We start from the raw sequence: 13,879 nt of genomic DNA on the forward strand, positions 1-13,879 counted from the left end.
TTTTTAGGGTCGACTTACGGGCGACATGTTCTTTTTTAAGGGTAAATTATGGAAAAAATTCGACTTAAGCTAAAAGCTTATGACCACCGAGTTTTAGATCGATCAGTTGCAGCTATCGTAGAAGCTGTTAAGCGAACGGGTGCAGAAATTCGTGGCCCAGTTCCGATGCCTACTAAGATTAAGCGTTATACCGTGCTTAAATCTCCTCACGTCAACAAAGATTCACGAGAACAATTTGAAATGCGCATCCACGCTCGGATGATTGACATTGTCTCTGCAACCTCTGACACTGTTGATTCGCTGATGAAACTTGACCTCGCTCCTGAAGTGAACGTCGAAGTACGAGCTATGGGTAAGTAAGGAAGTGATGATGGAATATATTGTAGAAAAAATCGGAATGAGTAGAACCATTAGCGTGCCAAGCGTACCTGTGACCCTACTAAAAGTGCTAGAAGCAAAGGTGTGCGAGGTAGGTGAAAACGATACGGCAATTGTTGCCTACAGCGATGGCAAGAAGATGAACAAAGCAATCGCCGGACAACAAAAGAAGTACAACCTCTCCGCAGAATACAACCGTTTTGTAACCTTACATGTAAGCGCAAAAGAAGCGGGCGTTTTGGATGTCGCTCCATTGCAAGAGGCGAAAACATTAAAAGTAAGCCTAAACAGTAAAGGTCGTGGCTTTGCCGGTGTTATTAAGCGTCACGGTATGGCAGGTGGTCCTGCTAGCCATGGTAGCCGTTTTCACCGACACGGGGGTTCGATTGGTAACTGTGAATGGCCAGGACGCGTACAACCTGGTAGAAAAATGCCAGGACATATGGGCAATGCAAAAACAACCGTTCAAAACGAAGTTGTTTCATTTGATGCAGAAAATGGCGTACTAGTGCTAAAGGGATCTGTTCCTGGATTTAATGGCGCTATGGGGCGGATAAGGATCGTAAAATGAGTCAAGCAATCGTATTAAATGAAAAATGGGAACACGCTTCCAAAATCGCTCTTCCTGAGCGATACGAGCAAATCAATGCCCACAACCTTTACCTTTATTCTAAATCCTACATGGCAGCAGCGCGCGCTAACACAGCAAGCGCAAAAACACGTAGCGAAGTAAGCGGTGGTGGTAAAAAACCATGGAATCAAAAAGGCCGTGGTGGCGCACGTGCAGGTAGCTCACGTAGTCCTGTATGGGTTGGCGGTGGCGTAACGTTTGGTCCAAGCACCAACCGTAACTACATCCAAAAAGTAAACAAAAAACAAAAACGTTTAGCCCTTGAGTTTGCTTTGAATGAAAAGGCAGCGAAAGACGCGTTGTTTATCGTTGACACTGTTGCCATCGAATCAGGCAAAACCAAAGAAGCGGCTGTTATTCTTAACACATTGGGTGTACGCGATGCATTGATTGTCAAAGAATTAATGGATGAGAATACTTTTTTAGCATTTCGTAACCTAAAAAACTGCTATGTCATCGAGCCAAATGAGCTAAATGCCTACCTCGTAGCAGCATTCCGTTCGGTAGTGATTGAAAAAGCAGTCCTTGAAACTTTAGTAGGAGAGGCTTAATCATGGCAGATATTACGGATATCAGAGCAATTCTGTATACAGAAAAAACCTTAGGTCTTCAAGAAGACGGAATGGTTGTTATCCAGACCTCTCCAAAGATGACCAAAAATGGATTAAAAGAGGTTTTAAAAGAGTACTTCGGGTTTACTCCCTTGCGTGTTAATTCCCTTCGCATGAACGGCAAAGTGAAAAAATTCCGCGGTAGATTGGGAAGCAGACCTGATTATAAAAAGTTCTATGTTAAGTTGCCCGAGGGCGCTCAACTTGAGAATCTGGAGGCATAATTATGGCGATTAAAACCTATAAACCTTATACCCCAAGTCGCCGTTATATCACTGGCCTTAGTTCAGATGACATTACGGCAAAGCCAAGTGTACCCTCACTTCTTAAAAAGCTTCCAGCGTCTGCTGGTCGTAATAACCACGGTCGGATTACCTCACGACACAGAGAAGCGGGTGCTAAAAAACTGTACCGCATCATCGACTTCAAACGCACAAAGTTTGGCATTCCTGGTCGTGTTGATGCAATCGAATATGACCCTTACCGCAACTGCCGCATCGCTTTGATTACGTATGTTGATGGGGAAAAACGCTACATTCTTCAGCCTGCAGGCTTAAACGTGGGCGATAGCGTTCAATCTGCTGAATCTGGACTTGACATCAAGCCAGGCAACGCGATGAAACTTAAAAACATCCCTGTGGGTACTATTTTGCACAACATCGAACTCAAACCTGGCAAAGGCGGCCAAATAGCACGTAGCGCTGGTGGGTATGCACAACTTATGGGTAAAGATGAAAAATACGTCATTATGCGCCTTCCAAGTGGTGAAATGCGTCAAGTACTCAGCGAATGTATGGCTACGGTAGGTGTTGTTGGAAATGAAGACTTTATCAATATCGTGATTGGTAAAGCAGGTCGTAACCGACACCGTGGTATCCGACCACAAACCCGTGGTTCCGCGATGAACCCAATCGATCACCCGCACGGTGGTGGTGAAGGTAAGACAAACTCTGGCCGACATCCTGTTACGCCATGGGGTAAACCAACCAAAGGTGCTAAAACGCGTCGCAAGAAAGCAAGTGACAAGTTGATCATCTCTCGAAAGAAAGGAAAATAACGATGGCACGATCATTGAAAAAAGGACCTTTTGTTGACGATCATGTCATGAAAAAAGTCCTCAAAGCAAAAGAGAGTAACGATACGAAGCCAATCAAAACATGGTCACGACGTAGCACCATTCTTCCAGACATGATTGGAGTTACGTTTCAAATCCATAACGGAAAAAGCTTTATTCCACTCTATGTAACAGAAAACCATATTGGGTATAAATTGGGCGAATTTGCTCCAACACGAACGTTCAAGGGCCACAAGGGCTCTGTGCAAAAAAAGATTGGTAAATAAGGGGCGATGAATGAGTAGAGCAGTATTAAAATTCATCCGTCTTTCTCCAACCAAAGCACGTTTGATCGCACGTGAAGTTCAAGGGCTCAATGGCGAAATTGCATTAGCACGCCTAGAATTTACCCCAAATAAAGCCGCGCACGTTATCTCTAAAGTGATTGCTTCTGCAATCGCCAATGGCGGATTCGAGCCTGAAGAAGTGATTGTTTCTTCTTGCCGTGTTGATGCGGGTCCCGTACTCAAACGTTTCCGTCCAAGAGCTAGAGGCAGTGCCAGTGGCATCCGCAAGCCGACCTCACACGTGTTGGTGGAAGTAAGTAAGCAAGCAAAGAAGGAAGACTAAGATGGGTCAAAAAGTAAATCCAATTGGTTTGAGACTTGGGATTAACCGTAACTGGGAGTCTCGTTGGTTCCCTAGCAAGCAGACACTTCCTGCTAATATCGGTGAAGACTATGCGATTCGTACGTTTTTGAAAAAAGAACTTTTTTATGCAGGCGTGAGTGAGATTTTAATCGAACGAACTGCAAAGAAACTTCGTGTTACTGTTGTGGCGGCACGCCCAGGTATTATTATCGGTAAAAAAGGCTCTGATATTGAAAAGTTGAAAGAAAAACTTCAACAACTTATCAATAAAGATGTCAACGTAAACATCAAAGAAGAGCGACGCCCACAAGCTTCAGCTCAACTTGCGGCTGAAAACGTTGCGATGCAACTTGAGCGCCGTGTTGCTTTCCGACGTGCCATGAAAAAAGTAATTCAAGGTGCTCAAAAAGCAGGAGCAAAAGGGATTAAAATCTCTGTGGCTGGACGACTAGGTGGTGCAGAAATGGCACGTACCGAGTGGTACCTTGAAGGCCGCGTTCCTTTGCACACCTTGCGAGCAAAGATTGACTACGGTTTTGCAGAAGCACACACAACTTATGGAATCATTGGCGTAAAAGTTTGGATTTTTAAAGGTGAAGTGCTTGCTAAAGGAATTCAAGCAGAAAAGCCTGAAGAGCCAAAGCGACCGCGAAGCCCAAGAAACAGAAGAGGTAAGTAATCATGTTGATGCCAAAAAGAACAAAATACCGAAAGATGATGAAAGGCCGAAACCGCGGTAAAGCAAGCCGTGGTGCCTCGATCGCTTTTGGTGAGATTGCTATTAAGGCAATCGAAGCTGGACGGATTGATTCGCGACAAATTGAGGCAGCACGTATTGCAATGACACGCCACGTGAAGCGTCAGGCAAAAACATGGATTCGTGTTTTCCCTGATAAGCCACTTACGGCCAAGCCTCTTGAAACAAGGATGGGTAAAGGTAAGGGCTCTGTTGATAAATGGGTCATGAACATCAAGCCTGGTCGTATTATCTATGAAATGGCGGGTGTCAGTGAAGAATTGGCGCGCGAAGCGTTGACGCTTGCAATGCACAAGTTGCCATTCAAGACGAAAATCATCACGCGAGAGAGTGAAAATGAAGTATATTGATTTAACAGAGAAAAGCGCGACAGAGCTTCAAGGGTTGTTAAAAGAGAAAAAGGTGCTGTTGTTTACGTTGAAACAGAAGCTTAAAACCATGCAGCTGACAAACCCTAATGAGATTCGCGATGTTCGCAAGGACATTGCTCGTATCAACACAGCAATTGCTGCTTTAAAGTAAGAGGGTCGAGAAATGGCATTAAAAAGAGAAATTCAGGGAGTCGTTGTTCAAAAAACAGGCGACAAGACGGCCACTGTTTTAGTTGAGCGACGCGTTATGCATCCACGATACCACAAATTTGTAAAACGATTTAAGAAGTACCTCGTGCACGATGAAGAAAACCAAGCAAGCGCAGGTGACACTGTTGTTGCGGTTGAGTGCCGACCACTTTCAAAACGAAAATCGTTTAGACTTAAGGCTGTTTTGGCCACAGGAGTTGAGTAATGATACAAAGTTTTACACGACTCGCTGTTGCGGATAACAGTGGTGCAAAAGAGATTATGTGTATCAAAGTACTTGGCGGTAGTAAGCGCCGGTACGCAAGCGTTGGCGACGTTATCGTTGCTTCAGTAAAAAAAGCTTTACCAACGGGTAAGGTAAAAAAAGGACAGGTCGTCAAAGCGGTGATCGTCCGAACCAAAAAAGAGATTCAACGTGAAAATGGCTCACTGATTCGATTTGATGAAAACGCAGCTGTTATTCTTGATAGCAAGCGCGAACCTATCGGAACACGTATCTTTGGACCTGTTGGTCGTGAAGTGCGCTATGCCAACTTCATGAAAATTGTCTCTTTAGCTCCGGAGGTACTGTAGCTATGGCACAAAAGTTCAAAATTAAAAAAGGCGACACCGTTAAAGTGATTGCTGGAGATGACCGGGGAACAACAGCAGAAGTGCTTCAAGTGCTTCCAAAAAAATCCCAAGTAATCGTGAAAGGGTGCAAAGTTGCCAAAAAAGCAATCAAACCCAGCGATAAAAACCCAGATGGTGGATTTGTCAATAAAGAAATGCCCATCGATATCTCCAATGTTGCGAAAGTGGAGGGCTAGGTAGATGAGACTACAAGAAAAATACCAAGCAGAAATCAAACCTGCTTTGGTGAAAGAATTTGATATTAAGAACCCCATGCTTATTCCTGCACTTGAAAAAATCGTGATTAGCGTGGGTGCGGGCGATTCAGCAAAAGATGCTAAAGTCATGCAGAGTATGACAGATACGATTTCCTTGATTGCTGGACAAAAAGCAATGACAACGGACGCACGAAAATCTGTTGCGGGCTTTAAAGTGCGCGAAGGGTTTCCTGTGGGCATCAAAGTTACGTTGCGTTCTAAGCAAATGTATGCGTTTTTAGACAAATTGATTTCCATTGCACTTCCACGTGTAAAGGACTTCCGTGGTGTTCCACGCAACGGATTTGACGGTCGAGGTAACTACAACTTCGGCTTGAACGAGCAAATGATGTTTCCTGAAGTTGTGTATGATAAAGTCATGAAAACACACGGAATGAACATCACGATTGTCACAACAGCAAAAACAGACAAAGAAGCATTCAAGCTCCTTGAGCTTGTTGGTATGCCGTTTGCGAAGGGAAAAATCAATGGCTAAGAAATCAATGATCGCTAAGGCTGCGCGAAAGCCTAAGTTTGCCGTACGCGGATATACTCGATGCCAGATTTGTGGTAGACCTCACTCAGTATACAAAGATTTTGGTATCTGCAGAATATGTTTGCGCAAGATGGCCAATGAGGGACTGATTCCAGGCCTCAAAAAAGCTAGTTGGTAAGGAAGAGAAAATGATGAACGATATGATTTCCGATGCGCTCACCCGCATCCGAAACGCTTCAATGCGCAAACTAGAGGTTACTAAACTCATCCACACCAACGCTGTTGAAGCGATTTTGGCCATTTTTCAAACAAAAGGCTATATCGAAAGCTTTAATGTGGTGGAAGAGGGAAGTAAAAAGTCTATCAATGTTGTCTTGAAATATGATGAAAAAGGCAACAAGGTAATCAACGAAATCAAGCGTATCTCAAAGCCTGGACGCCGTGTGTACAAGGGTAAAGACGAGATTAAACGCTTTAAAAACGGTTATGGAACCATCGTTGTAAGTACTTCTAAAGGGGTTCTTAGTAACGAAGAGGCGCACAAAACAGGCGTCGGTGGCGAATTGCTTTGCAGCATCTGGTAAGGATGCTGCCGTTACTTTTTATGGTATTCGATATCCATTCGTAAAAGTAGACATATCGTAGACAAGTAAAAAGGATTCTAATGTCTCGAATCGGTAAATTACCAGTAGTTATCCCTAGCGGGATTGACGTCAAGCTGGATGGCAACAGTGTTGTATTTACAAAAGGTAAAACAGAAAAAGTGTTAGACACACGCGGTCATGTCAACGTAAACGTTGAAGACAATGCGATTGTGTTTTCACCTAAAAGTGAAGAACGCCAAGATAAAGCGTTTTGGGGAACCTACCGCTCATTGGCAAGCAATGTCATTACTGGCCTTACAGAAGGGTTTACAAAAAAACTTGAAATCAACGGTGTTGGTTACAAAGCAGCAGTAAATGGCAATGTTCTTGAGCTTCAATTGGGCTTTTCGCACCCCATTAAATATGATTTTCCACAAGATGTGCAAATCGCAGTTGAGAAAAACGTGGTTACTATTACAGGTCAAGACAAACAAGTGATTGGCCAAATTGCTGCGGAAATCAGAGGATTTAGACCTCCGGAGCCTTATAAAGGCAAGGGTGTGAAATACGTGGGCGAGCGCATTATCCGCAAAGCCGGCAAAACGTCCAAGAAGTAAGGGGAGCTAAATGAAAGAAGCAATTTTAAAGCGCAAATTGGCGCTTCGTATTAAACGAAAAAAACGTGTCCGTGCTAAAATATCTGGCACGCCAGAGTGTCCCCGTATTTCCATCTTTAAGTCAAACCGCACCGTGTACGCACAAGCGATTGAAGATGTTACATGTACAACACTCGCAGCAGCAGATGGCAAAAAATTAGGCCTTAAGTCCAATAAAGAAGGTGCAGTCGCTTTAGCACAAACATTGGCACAAAACCTAAAAGCCAAAGGGATCGAAAAAGCAAAGTTTGACCGAAATGGTTACCTTTACCACGGTGTTGTTGCATCTTTTGCGGATGCGCTACGTGAAAACGGCATAGCGCTGTAACCCGATAAGTCAATAAGGATAGATTGATGGAAAAATATAACAGAGAAGAGTTTGAAGAGGTTATTGTTAATATCGGTCGGGTTACCAAGGTCGTAAAAGGTGGTCGACGGTTTCGCTTTACCGCGTTAGTGGTTGTGGGAAACCGCAATGGACTCGTGGGATTTGGTTTTGGTAAAGCCAAAGAGGTTCCTGATGCGATTAAAAAAGCAGTTGATGATGCGTTTAAAAACATTATCAATGTTAAAATCAAAGGCTCAACCATTGCCCATGATATTGAAGTAAAATACAACGCAAGTCGTATCTTACTCAAGCCTGCAAGTGAAGGTACGGGTGTTATTGCTGGTGGCTCAACGCGTCCAGTCATCGAGTTGGCTGGAATCAAAGACATTTTGACAAAATCACTAGGGTCTAACAATTCTGCTAACGTCGTGCGAGCGACCATTAAAGCGCTCAGTATGCTTAAGAGCTAACTAAAGAAAGAAGGAACGATTATGGCACTAGATAACCTCACCCCTGCAGACGGTTCAACACGCGATCGTAAACGTGTTGGCCGTGGACAAGGAAGTGGCATGGGTAAAACCGCCACAAAAGGAAACAAGGGTCAACGCGCACGCGCTGGTTATAAAATCAAACGCGGCTTTGAAGGCGGTCAGCAACCTTTGCAACGCCGACTTCCTAAAGTTGGCTTTACTTCACGCGTGACAAAACCTTACGTGATTAACGTAGAAAAAGTCACCGTAGTTGCCCAGTTGGAAAGCATCACAATGGAAAGCATTCGTGAAGTTCACAAAATGGCTAAAACAGTAACCAAGGTAAAGCTTATCGGCGCAAGTGCAAACGGGCTTTTGGCAAAGATTAAAGACGACAACGTAAGCGTTACTGGAAATTAAGATGAGCAAAGAACTGACCAACAAGATCCTCATCACGTTGGCGTTTTTGTTTGCATACAGGATACTGGCCTATGTGCCAGTGCCTGGTGTAAATATTGACGTAATTAAAGAGTTTTTTGATTCAAACAGTTCCAATGCGTTGGGACTGTTCAACATGTTTAGCGGCAACGCTGCTGAACGTTTAAGTATTATTTCTCTAGGCATTATGCCTTACATCACTGCCTCCATCGTGATGGAGCTTCTTGCTGCAACCTTCCCTGCCCTTGGCAAAATGAAAAAAGAGCGCGATGGTATGGTGAAATACATGCAAATCATTCGCTATGCAACCATTGGGATTACGATTGTGCAAGCCATTGGCGTTTCTGTGGGGCTTCAAAGCATGACAGGACGTACGGGCGAAGCGGCGATTATGATTGACATGAGCACCTTTATCGCGGTGGCAACGGCATCGATGTTGGCTGGCACCATGCTTTTGATGTGGATTGGCGAGCAAATTACGCAGCGCGGAATCGGCAACGGTATCAGTTTGATTATCTTTGCAGGTATTGTCTCGGGTATTCCCTCAGCCATTGGTGGCACGATTAATCTTGTCAATACGGGCGAACTTAACTTTTTGGTAGTCCTTGGCATTTTGGTTGTCATTTTGGCAACGGTTGGAACGATTATTTACGTGGAAATGGGTGAACGTCGTATTCCTATTTCATACTCCCGCAAGGTTGTCATGCAAAATCAAGACAAGCGCATTATGAATTATATTCCTATTAAAGTGAATCTTAGTGGGGTTATTCCTCCGATTTTTGCTTCGGCTATCTTGATGTTTCCTTCGACCATTCTCCAAGCAAGTAGCAACCCTTACATCCTAGCCATCAACGATTTTCTTAATCCCAATGGCTATATGTTTAACGTTTTGACCTTCCTTTTTGTTATTTTCTTTTCGTATTTTTATGCGTCTATTGTGTTTAACGCAAAAGATATTTCAGAGAATTTGAAAAAACAAGGCGGGTTTATTCCTGGGGTTCGCCCAGGGGCAAGTACGGCCAACTTCCTCAACGAAGTAGCCAGCCGCTTAACGTTTACGGGCGCGATTTACCTAGGGCTTATTTCTACCTTGCCATGGGTGCTTGTCAAGATGATGGGCGTTCCCTTTTATTTTGGCGGAACAGCTGTGCTTATCGTGGTACAAGTTGCGTTAGATACCATGCGTAAAATTGAAGCGCAAATGTACATGAACAAATACCAAACCTTAAGTGCCGTTGGTCTTTAATGGCGATTTTGCTTAAAAAACCTAGCGAGATTCAAAAACTCGCTAGGTCAAACCAGTACGTTGCCAAAACCCTTAATTACCTTCAAAAAACCGTTACGCCAGGAATGACGCTAGCGCAGGTGAATCAACTGGGCGAAGACTTTTTGGCGGCCTTACATGTAAGGCCTGCTTTTAAAGGACTATACGGATTTCCAGGGGGAGTATGCACCTCTTTAAATGAGGTTGTAATCCACGGTATTCCCAATCAAACTATTCTCCAAGAGGGCGATATACTAGGGCTTGATATTGGTGTGGAGTGTGAGGGATGGTACGGTGACGCTGCGGTAACGATGCCTGTGGGCAAGATTTCTCCCGAAGATGAAGCGTTGATTGCTTGCGCGAAAGACGCACTGTATTATGGGATCGATGTGATTCGCGAAGGCATGCGTTTTAAAGAGTTAAGCCAAGCCTTAGAGTCTTTCATTCATCAGCGAGGATACGTGCCTTTGCGAGGGTTTTGTGGTCATGGGATTGGCAGAAAGCCCCATGAGGAGCCTGAAATCCCTAACTATTTAGAAGGCAGCAATCCCAAGCAAGGACCCAAGATAAAAAATGGCATGGTCTTTTGTATTGAACCCATGATTTGTCATCGTGATGGAACACCGGTTATATTAGAAGACAAATGGTCGGTGGTCTCAAAGGACGGGTTGCGTACAAGCCATTATGAGCACACAGTAGCGATGGTGGAGGGAAGGGCGCAAATCCTTTCCCAAGAAATTAGCAAATAGGAGGAAAAATGGCAAAAGATGATGTCATTGAGATTGATGGCAATGTGGTGGAAGCACTTCCCAATGCAACCTTTAAAGTGGAACTTGAGAACAAGCATGTTGTTTTGTGCCACATTGCAGGAAAAATGCGCATGCACTATATTAAGATTATGCCAGGAGATAAAGTCAAGGTGGAGTTAACTCCCTATAGTTTGGACAAAGGACGCATTACTTACAGGTATAAGTAAGCTAAAAGCTTATTTTAACTATAATATGCCCCTTTTTGTAAAACTGTGTGAAGAATTATTGAAAAAATTGACCACTGTTTTTTTCAATAATTGGTTCGGCTTACGTTCGTCGAACCTATGGCAGTTGATCGGCCCAGTGGAATATATGTTCAGGAGAGAGCGATGAAAGTACGAGCTTCTGTAAAGAAGATGTGCGATAAGTGCAAAATTATCAAGCGGGGCGGCGTGGTTCGAGTTATTTGCGAAACCCCAAAACACAAACAGAGACAAGGATAGAGTATGGCACGTATTTCAGGTGTAGATTTACCCAAGAAAAAGAGAGTCGAATACGGTTTAACCTATATCTACGGTATTGGACTCCATACGTCACGACTTATTCTTAACGCGACAGGCATTTCTTATGACAAGCGTGTGTATGAATTGAGCGAAGATGAGGTAGCGGCCATTCGTAATGAAATCCAAGACAAATACAGTGTTGAGGGTGATTTGCGCAAGAGTGTTGCGATGGATATTAAAGCGTTGATGGACCTTGGAAGTTACCGAGGACTACGACACCGAAAAGGTCTTCCTGTGCGTGGTCAAAAAACCAAAACAAACGCACGGACTCGCAAGGGTAAGAAGAAGACTGTTGGCGGAAAAGCGAAGTAAGGCAAGGAGAAATCAATGGCAAAACGTAGAGTAACACGAAAAAAAGTTGTTAAGAAAAATATAGCGCGTGGCATTGTATACCTCTCTGCTACTTTCAACAATACCGTTGTAACGGTGACAGATGAAATGGGTAATGTCATTTCATGGAGTAGTGCTGGAAGCCTTGGCTTCAAAGGAAGTAAAAAATCCACTCCTTACGCTGCACAACAAGCCGTAGAAGACGCGCTCAACAAAGCAAAAGAGCACGGTCTTAAAGAGGTGGGCATTAAGGTTCAAGGACCTGGAAGCGGACGCGAAACAGCGGTGAAAAGCATCGGTTCAACAGAAGGAATCAAGGTCGTTTTCCTAAAAGACATCACGCCTCTTCCTCATAATGGTTGCCGACCTCCCAAGCGTCGACGTGTATAGGTAGAGTGCGTAGTAAAAACGACAGCATTATGTTTTTAAGATTTTAGGAGAAATACAATATGGCACGATATAGAGGACCGGTTGAAAAACTAGAAAGACGACTTGGTGTGAGCCTTGCGCTCAAAGGTGAGCGTCGCCTTGCAGGAAAGAGCGCTCTTGATAAGCGACCGTATGCTCCAGGACAACACGGGCAACGACGCGCAAAAATCAGTGAATATGGCTTACAACTTCGCGAGAAGCAAAAAGCGAAATTCATGTACGGGCTTTCTGAAAAACAGTTTAGACGTTTGTTTCAAGATGCGGCACGACGCACGGGAAACACAGGGACTATCTTAATCCAACTCATTGAACAACGCCTTGATAACGTTGTTTACCGCATGGGATTGGCAACGACACGACGTTTTGCACGTCAACTTGTAACCCACGGACACCTTTTGGTGGACGGCAAGAAAGTAGATATTCCTTCTTTCCGTGTACGCCCTGGCCAAAAAGTAGAAGTGCGTGAAAAATCTAAACAAAATCCCCAAATCGTTCGCGCGATGGAATTGACTGCTCAAACAGGAATCGTTCCATGGGTTGATGTTGAAAAAGAGAAACTATTTGGTATCTTTACACGCATTCCAGAAAGAGAAGAGGTTGTCATTCCTGTTGAGGAACGACTCATTGTTGAACTTTATTCCAAATAACACAAAGGCGGTACGATGAAGAAGATCAAGACATCTGCGTACATGCCCACTGATATTGAAGTGGAAAGTGTTTCTCAAAACCATGTAAAAATCACAGCACACCCGTTTGAATCGGGTTTTGCTGTGACATTGGCACATCCTCTTCGACGATTGCTTTACAGTAGCACGGTTGGTTTTGCACCAACAGCAGTAAAAATCGAGGGTGCTGCGCACGAGTTTGATAGTATGCGTGGCATGCTTGAAGATGTTGCGTTATTTATTATTAACCTAAAGAACATTCGGTTTAAAATTAAGAGCGATGCCAACAAGGTCATTGTGAATTACACATTTACAGGCCCCAAAGAGATTCGTGGAATCGACCTAAACAATGGTGACGTTGAAGTGGTTACTCCCGATGGGTACCTTGCCACACTTAACGAAGATGCCGAACTTACCTTCTCTTTAGTGATTGAGCGGGGAATTGGATACGTTCCAAGCGAGTCTACGCGGGATTCTGCTGAAACCGATTACATTGCACTAGACGCCTTCTTTACGCCGGTAAAAAAAGCAGTGTATGAGATTGAAAATGTCTTAGTTGAGGATAACCCCAACTTTGAGAAAATCGTTTTTACCATCATTACCGATGGGTTAGTAACACCTGTAGAAGCATTTAAAAATGCACTTAGTGCCATGTATTCACAAATGTCTATCTTTAACGGACTTGTTGATATGGATGTTTCCTCAAAAGCGGAGGGCGGCGCTTCAAATGCAGAAGTGGCAAAGCTTTTGCAAAGTGTTGAAGAACTTAACCTGAGTGCCCGTAGTTTCAACTGTCTTGACCGCGCAGGCGTGAAAGTGGTGGGCGAATTGGCACTCATGGATGAAACAGAGATGAAAGAGTTGAAAAACCTTGGCAAGAAATCTCTTGAGGAGATTAAGGCCGTAATGGAAGAAATTGGCTTCCCTGTGGGAACCACATTTTCAAGCGAAACAGTTGAGACGGTAAAAAAACGGATCAGCGAGATTAAATCAGAAGCGACAGAGGAATAATCCATGAGACACAAGCACGGATACCGTAAACTGGGACGCACTTCTTCACACCGAAGCGCGCTCTTAAAAAATCTGACCATCGCCATTATTAAAAGCGAAAAGATCGAAACAACGTTGCCTAAAGCAAAAGAGCTTAGAGGCTATGTGGAAAAACTCATCACTAAAGCACTTAAGGGTGACTTTAATGCGCACAGAGCTGTATTTGCAGCCTTGCAAGATAAAGAAACAACAAAAAAACTTGTCGAAGAGATTGCTCCACGCTATAAAGAGCGCAACGGCGGCTATACACGGATTATCAAAACCCGTATGCGTCGTGGCGATGCCGCAGAGATGGCATTTATCGAACTCGTATAAATAGCATACC

General features: G+C 43.9%; 29 protein-coding genes. All 29 read left to right on the forward strand.

What is annotated here, in order from left to right:
• Positions 1-48: 48 nt before the first annotated feature.
• Positions 49-360, forward strand: coding sequence for a 30S ribosomal protein S10 (gene rpsJ, locus AC5SLM_RS11240; RefSeq protein ID WP_205457711.1), 312 nt, complete (start codon positions 49-51; stop codon positions 358-360).
• A 10-nt stretch (positions 361-370) separates the two neighbouring features.
• A complete protein-coding gene (rplC, locus tag AC5SLM_RS11245; protein ID WP_495251056.1) occupies positions 371-949 on the forward strand; it encodes a 50S ribosomal protein L3 in 579 nt (192 codons plus the stop codon).
• A complete protein-coding gene (rplD, locus tag AC5SLM_RS11250) occupies positions 946-1,560 on the forward strand; it encodes a 50S ribosomal protein L4 (protein WP_495251057.1) in 615 nt (204 codons plus the stop codon). Before rplC ends, rplD begins: the two co-directional genes overlap by 4 nt.
• Positions 1,561-1,562: 2 nt before the next feature.
• Positions 1,563-1,844 carry a 50S ribosomal protein L23 gene (locus AC5SLM_RS11255; protein ID WP_495251058.1) on the forward strand — a complete coding sequence of 94 codons (282 nt, stop codon included), beginning with the start codon at positions 1,563-1,565 and terminating at the stop codon, positions 1,842-1,844.
• 2 nt (positions 1,845-1,846) lie between these two features.
• Positions 1,847-2,677 (forward strand): 50S ribosomal protein L2, encoded by an 831-nt coding sequence (gene rplB, locus AC5SLM_RS11260; RefSeq protein ID WP_495251059.1) that lies wholly within the window; start codon positions 1,847-1,849, stop codon positions 2,675-2,677.
• 2 nt (positions 2,678-2,679) lie between these two features.
• Positions 2,680-2,961, forward strand: a complete 282-nt coding sequence (rpsS, locus tag AC5SLM_RS11265; RefSeq protein ID WP_495251060.1) for a 30S ribosomal protein S19 — start codon at positions 2,680-2,682, stop codon at positions 2,959-2,961.
• 10 nt (positions 2,962-2,971) lie between these two features.
• The gene (gene rplV, locus AC5SLM_RS11270) at positions 2,972-3,304 is read left to right on the forward strand and encodes a 50S ribosomal protein L22 (RefSeq protein ID WP_495251061.1); all 333 of its coding nucleotides are present in this window, start codon (positions 2,972-2,974) and stop codon (positions 3,302-3,304) included.
• A gap of 1 nt (position 3,305) precedes the next feature.
• Positions 3,306-4,004, forward strand: a complete 699-nt coding sequence (rpsC, locus tag AC5SLM_RS11275; protein ID WP_495251062.1) for a 30S ribosomal protein S3 — start codon at positions 3,306-3,308, stop codon at positions 4,002-4,004.
• 2 nt (positions 4,005-4,006) lie between these two features.
• Positions 4,007-4,432 carry a 50S ribosomal protein L16 gene (gene rplP, locus AC5SLM_RS11280; RefSeq protein WP_205457703.1) on the forward strand — a complete coding sequence of 142 codons (426 nt, stop codon included), beginning with the start codon at positions 4,007-4,009 and terminating at the stop codon, positions 4,430-4,432.
• A complete protein-coding gene (gene rpmC, locus AC5SLM_RS11285; RefSeq protein ID WP_495251063.1) occupies positions 4,419-4,604 on the forward strand; it encodes a 50S ribosomal protein L29 in 186 nt (61 codons plus the stop codon). The genes rplP and rpmC overlap by 14 nt, the downstream gene beginning before the upstream one ends.
• A gap of 12 nt (positions 4,605-4,616) precedes the next feature.
• A complete protein-coding gene (gene rpsQ / locus AC5SLM_RS11290; protein WP_495251064.1) occupies positions 4,617-4,868 on the forward strand; it encodes a 30S ribosomal protein S17 in 252 nt (83 codons plus the stop codon).
• Positions 4,868-5,236: a 50S ribosomal protein L14 gene (gene rplN / locus AC5SLM_RS11295; protein ID WP_495251065.1), complete on the forward strand. Its 369-nt coding sequence runs from the start codon at positions 4,868-4,870 to the stop codon at positions 5,234-5,236. Before rpsQ ends, rplN begins: the two co-directional genes overlap by 1 nt.
• A 2-nt stretch (positions 5,237-5,238) precedes the next feature.
• Entirely contained in the window at positions 5,239-5,472 is a 234-nt protein-coding gene (gene rplX / locus AC5SLM_RS11300) for a 50S ribosomal protein L24 (RefSeq protein ID WP_495251066.1), read from the forward strand.
• 4 nt (positions 5,473-5,476) lie between these two features.
• A complete protein-coding gene (gene rplE / locus AC5SLM_RS11305; RefSeq protein ID WP_495251067.1) occupies positions 5,477-6,028 on the forward strand; it encodes a 50S ribosomal protein L5 in 552 nt (183 codons plus the stop codon).
• On the forward strand, positions 6,021-6,206 hold the full coding sequence (locus AC5SLM_RS11310; protein ID WP_495251068.1) for a type Z 30S ribosomal protein S14: 186 nt from the start codon (positions 6,021-6,023) through the stop codon (positions 6,204-6,206). Before rplE ends, AC5SLM_RS11310 begins: the two co-directional genes overlap by 8 nt.
• A gap of 10 nt (positions 6,207-6,216) precedes the next feature.
• Positions 6,217-6,612 (forward strand): 30S ribosomal protein S8, encoded by a 396-nt coding sequence (rpsH, locus tag AC5SLM_RS11315; RefSeq protein ID WP_495251069.1) that lies wholly within the window; start codon positions 6,217-6,219, stop codon positions 6,610-6,612.
• An 80-nt stretch (positions 6,613-6,692) separates the two neighbouring features.
• Entirely contained in the window at positions 6,693-7,229 is a 537-nt protein-coding gene (rplF, locus tag AC5SLM_RS11320; RefSeq protein WP_495251070.1) for a 50S ribosomal protein L6, read from the forward strand.
• Between the two features lie 10 nt (positions 7,230-7,239).
• Positions 7,240-7,596 carry a 50S ribosomal protein L18 gene (rplR, locus tag AC5SLM_RS11325; RefSeq protein WP_495251071.1) on the forward strand — a complete coding sequence of 119 codons (357 nt, stop codon included), beginning with the start codon at positions 7,240-7,242 and terminating at the stop codon, positions 7,594-7,596.
• Between the two features lie 26 nt (positions 7,597-7,622).
• A complete protein-coding gene (gene rpsE, locus AC5SLM_RS11330) occupies positions 7,623-8,066 on the forward strand; it encodes a 30S ribosomal protein S5 (RefSeq protein ID WP_495251072.1) in 444 nt (147 codons plus the stop codon).
• Positions 8,067-8,087: 21 nt separating this feature from the next.
• Positions 8,088-8,486, forward strand: a complete 399-nt coding sequence (gene rplO, locus AC5SLM_RS11335) for a 50S ribosomal protein L15 (RefSeq protein WP_495251073.1) — start codon at positions 8,088-8,090, stop codon at positions 8,484-8,486.
• Between the two features lies 1 nt (position 8,487).
• On the forward strand, positions 8,488-9,750 hold the full coding sequence (secY, locus tag AC5SLM_RS11340) for a preprotein translocase subunit SecY (protein WP_495251074.1): 1,263 nt from the start codon (positions 8,488-8,490) through the stop codon (positions 9,748-9,750).
• Complete coding sequence (gene map / locus AC5SLM_RS11345; protein WP_495251075.1) at positions 9,750-10,517, forward strand: type I methionyl aminopeptidase; 768 nt, start codon at positions 9,750-9,752, stop codon at positions 10,515-10,517. Before secY ends, map begins: the two co-directional genes overlap by 1 nt.
• An 8-nt stretch (positions 10,518-10,525) precedes the next feature.
• Complete coding sequence (gene infA, locus AC5SLM_RS11350) at positions 10,526-10,744, forward strand: translation initiation factor IF-1 (RefSeq protein ID WP_495251076.1); 219 nt, start codon at positions 10,526-10,528, stop codon at positions 10,742-10,744.
• Between the two features lie 162 nt (positions 10,745-10,906).
• Positions 10,907-11,020, forward strand: a complete 114-nt coding sequence (gene rpmJ / locus AC5SLM_RS11355; RefSeq protein ID WP_495251077.1) for a 50S ribosomal protein L36 — start codon at positions 10,907-10,909, stop codon at positions 11,018-11,020.
• A gap of 3 nt (positions 11,021-11,023) precedes the next feature.
• The gene (gene rpsM / locus AC5SLM_RS11360; protein ID WP_495251078.1) at positions 11,024-11,392 is read left to right on the forward strand and encodes a 30S ribosomal protein S13; all 369 of its coding nucleotides are present in this window, start codon (positions 11,024-11,026) and stop codon (positions 11,390-11,392) included.
• 15 nt (positions 11,393-11,407) lie between these two features.
• Positions 11,408-11,800: a 30S ribosomal protein S11 gene (gene rpsK, locus AC5SLM_RS11365; protein ID WP_495251079.1), complete on the forward strand. Its 393-nt coding sequence runs from the start codon at positions 11,408-11,410 to the stop codon at positions 11,798-11,800.
• A 59-nt stretch (positions 11,801-11,859) separates the two neighbouring features.
• A complete protein-coding gene (gene rpsD, locus AC5SLM_RS11370) occupies positions 11,860-12,486 on the forward strand; it encodes a 30S ribosomal protein S4 (protein WP_495251080.1) in 627 nt (208 codons plus the stop codon).
• Positions 12,487-12,501: 15 nt separating this feature from the next.
• On the forward strand, positions 12,502-13,515 hold the full coding sequence (locus AC5SLM_RS11375; RefSeq protein WP_495251081.1) for a DNA-directed RNA polymerase subunit alpha: 1,014 nt from the start codon (positions 12,502-12,504) through the stop codon (positions 13,513-13,515).
• Positions 13,516-13,518: 3 nt separating this feature from the next.
• Entirely contained in the window at positions 13,519-13,869 is a 351-nt protein-coding gene (gene rplQ, locus AC5SLM_RS11380) for a 50S ribosomal protein L17 (RefSeq protein WP_495251082.1), read from the forward strand.
• Positions 13,870-13,879 lie beyond the last annotated feature (10 nt).

The organism is Sulfurospirillum sp. HTRB-L1 (assembly GCF_059415125.1).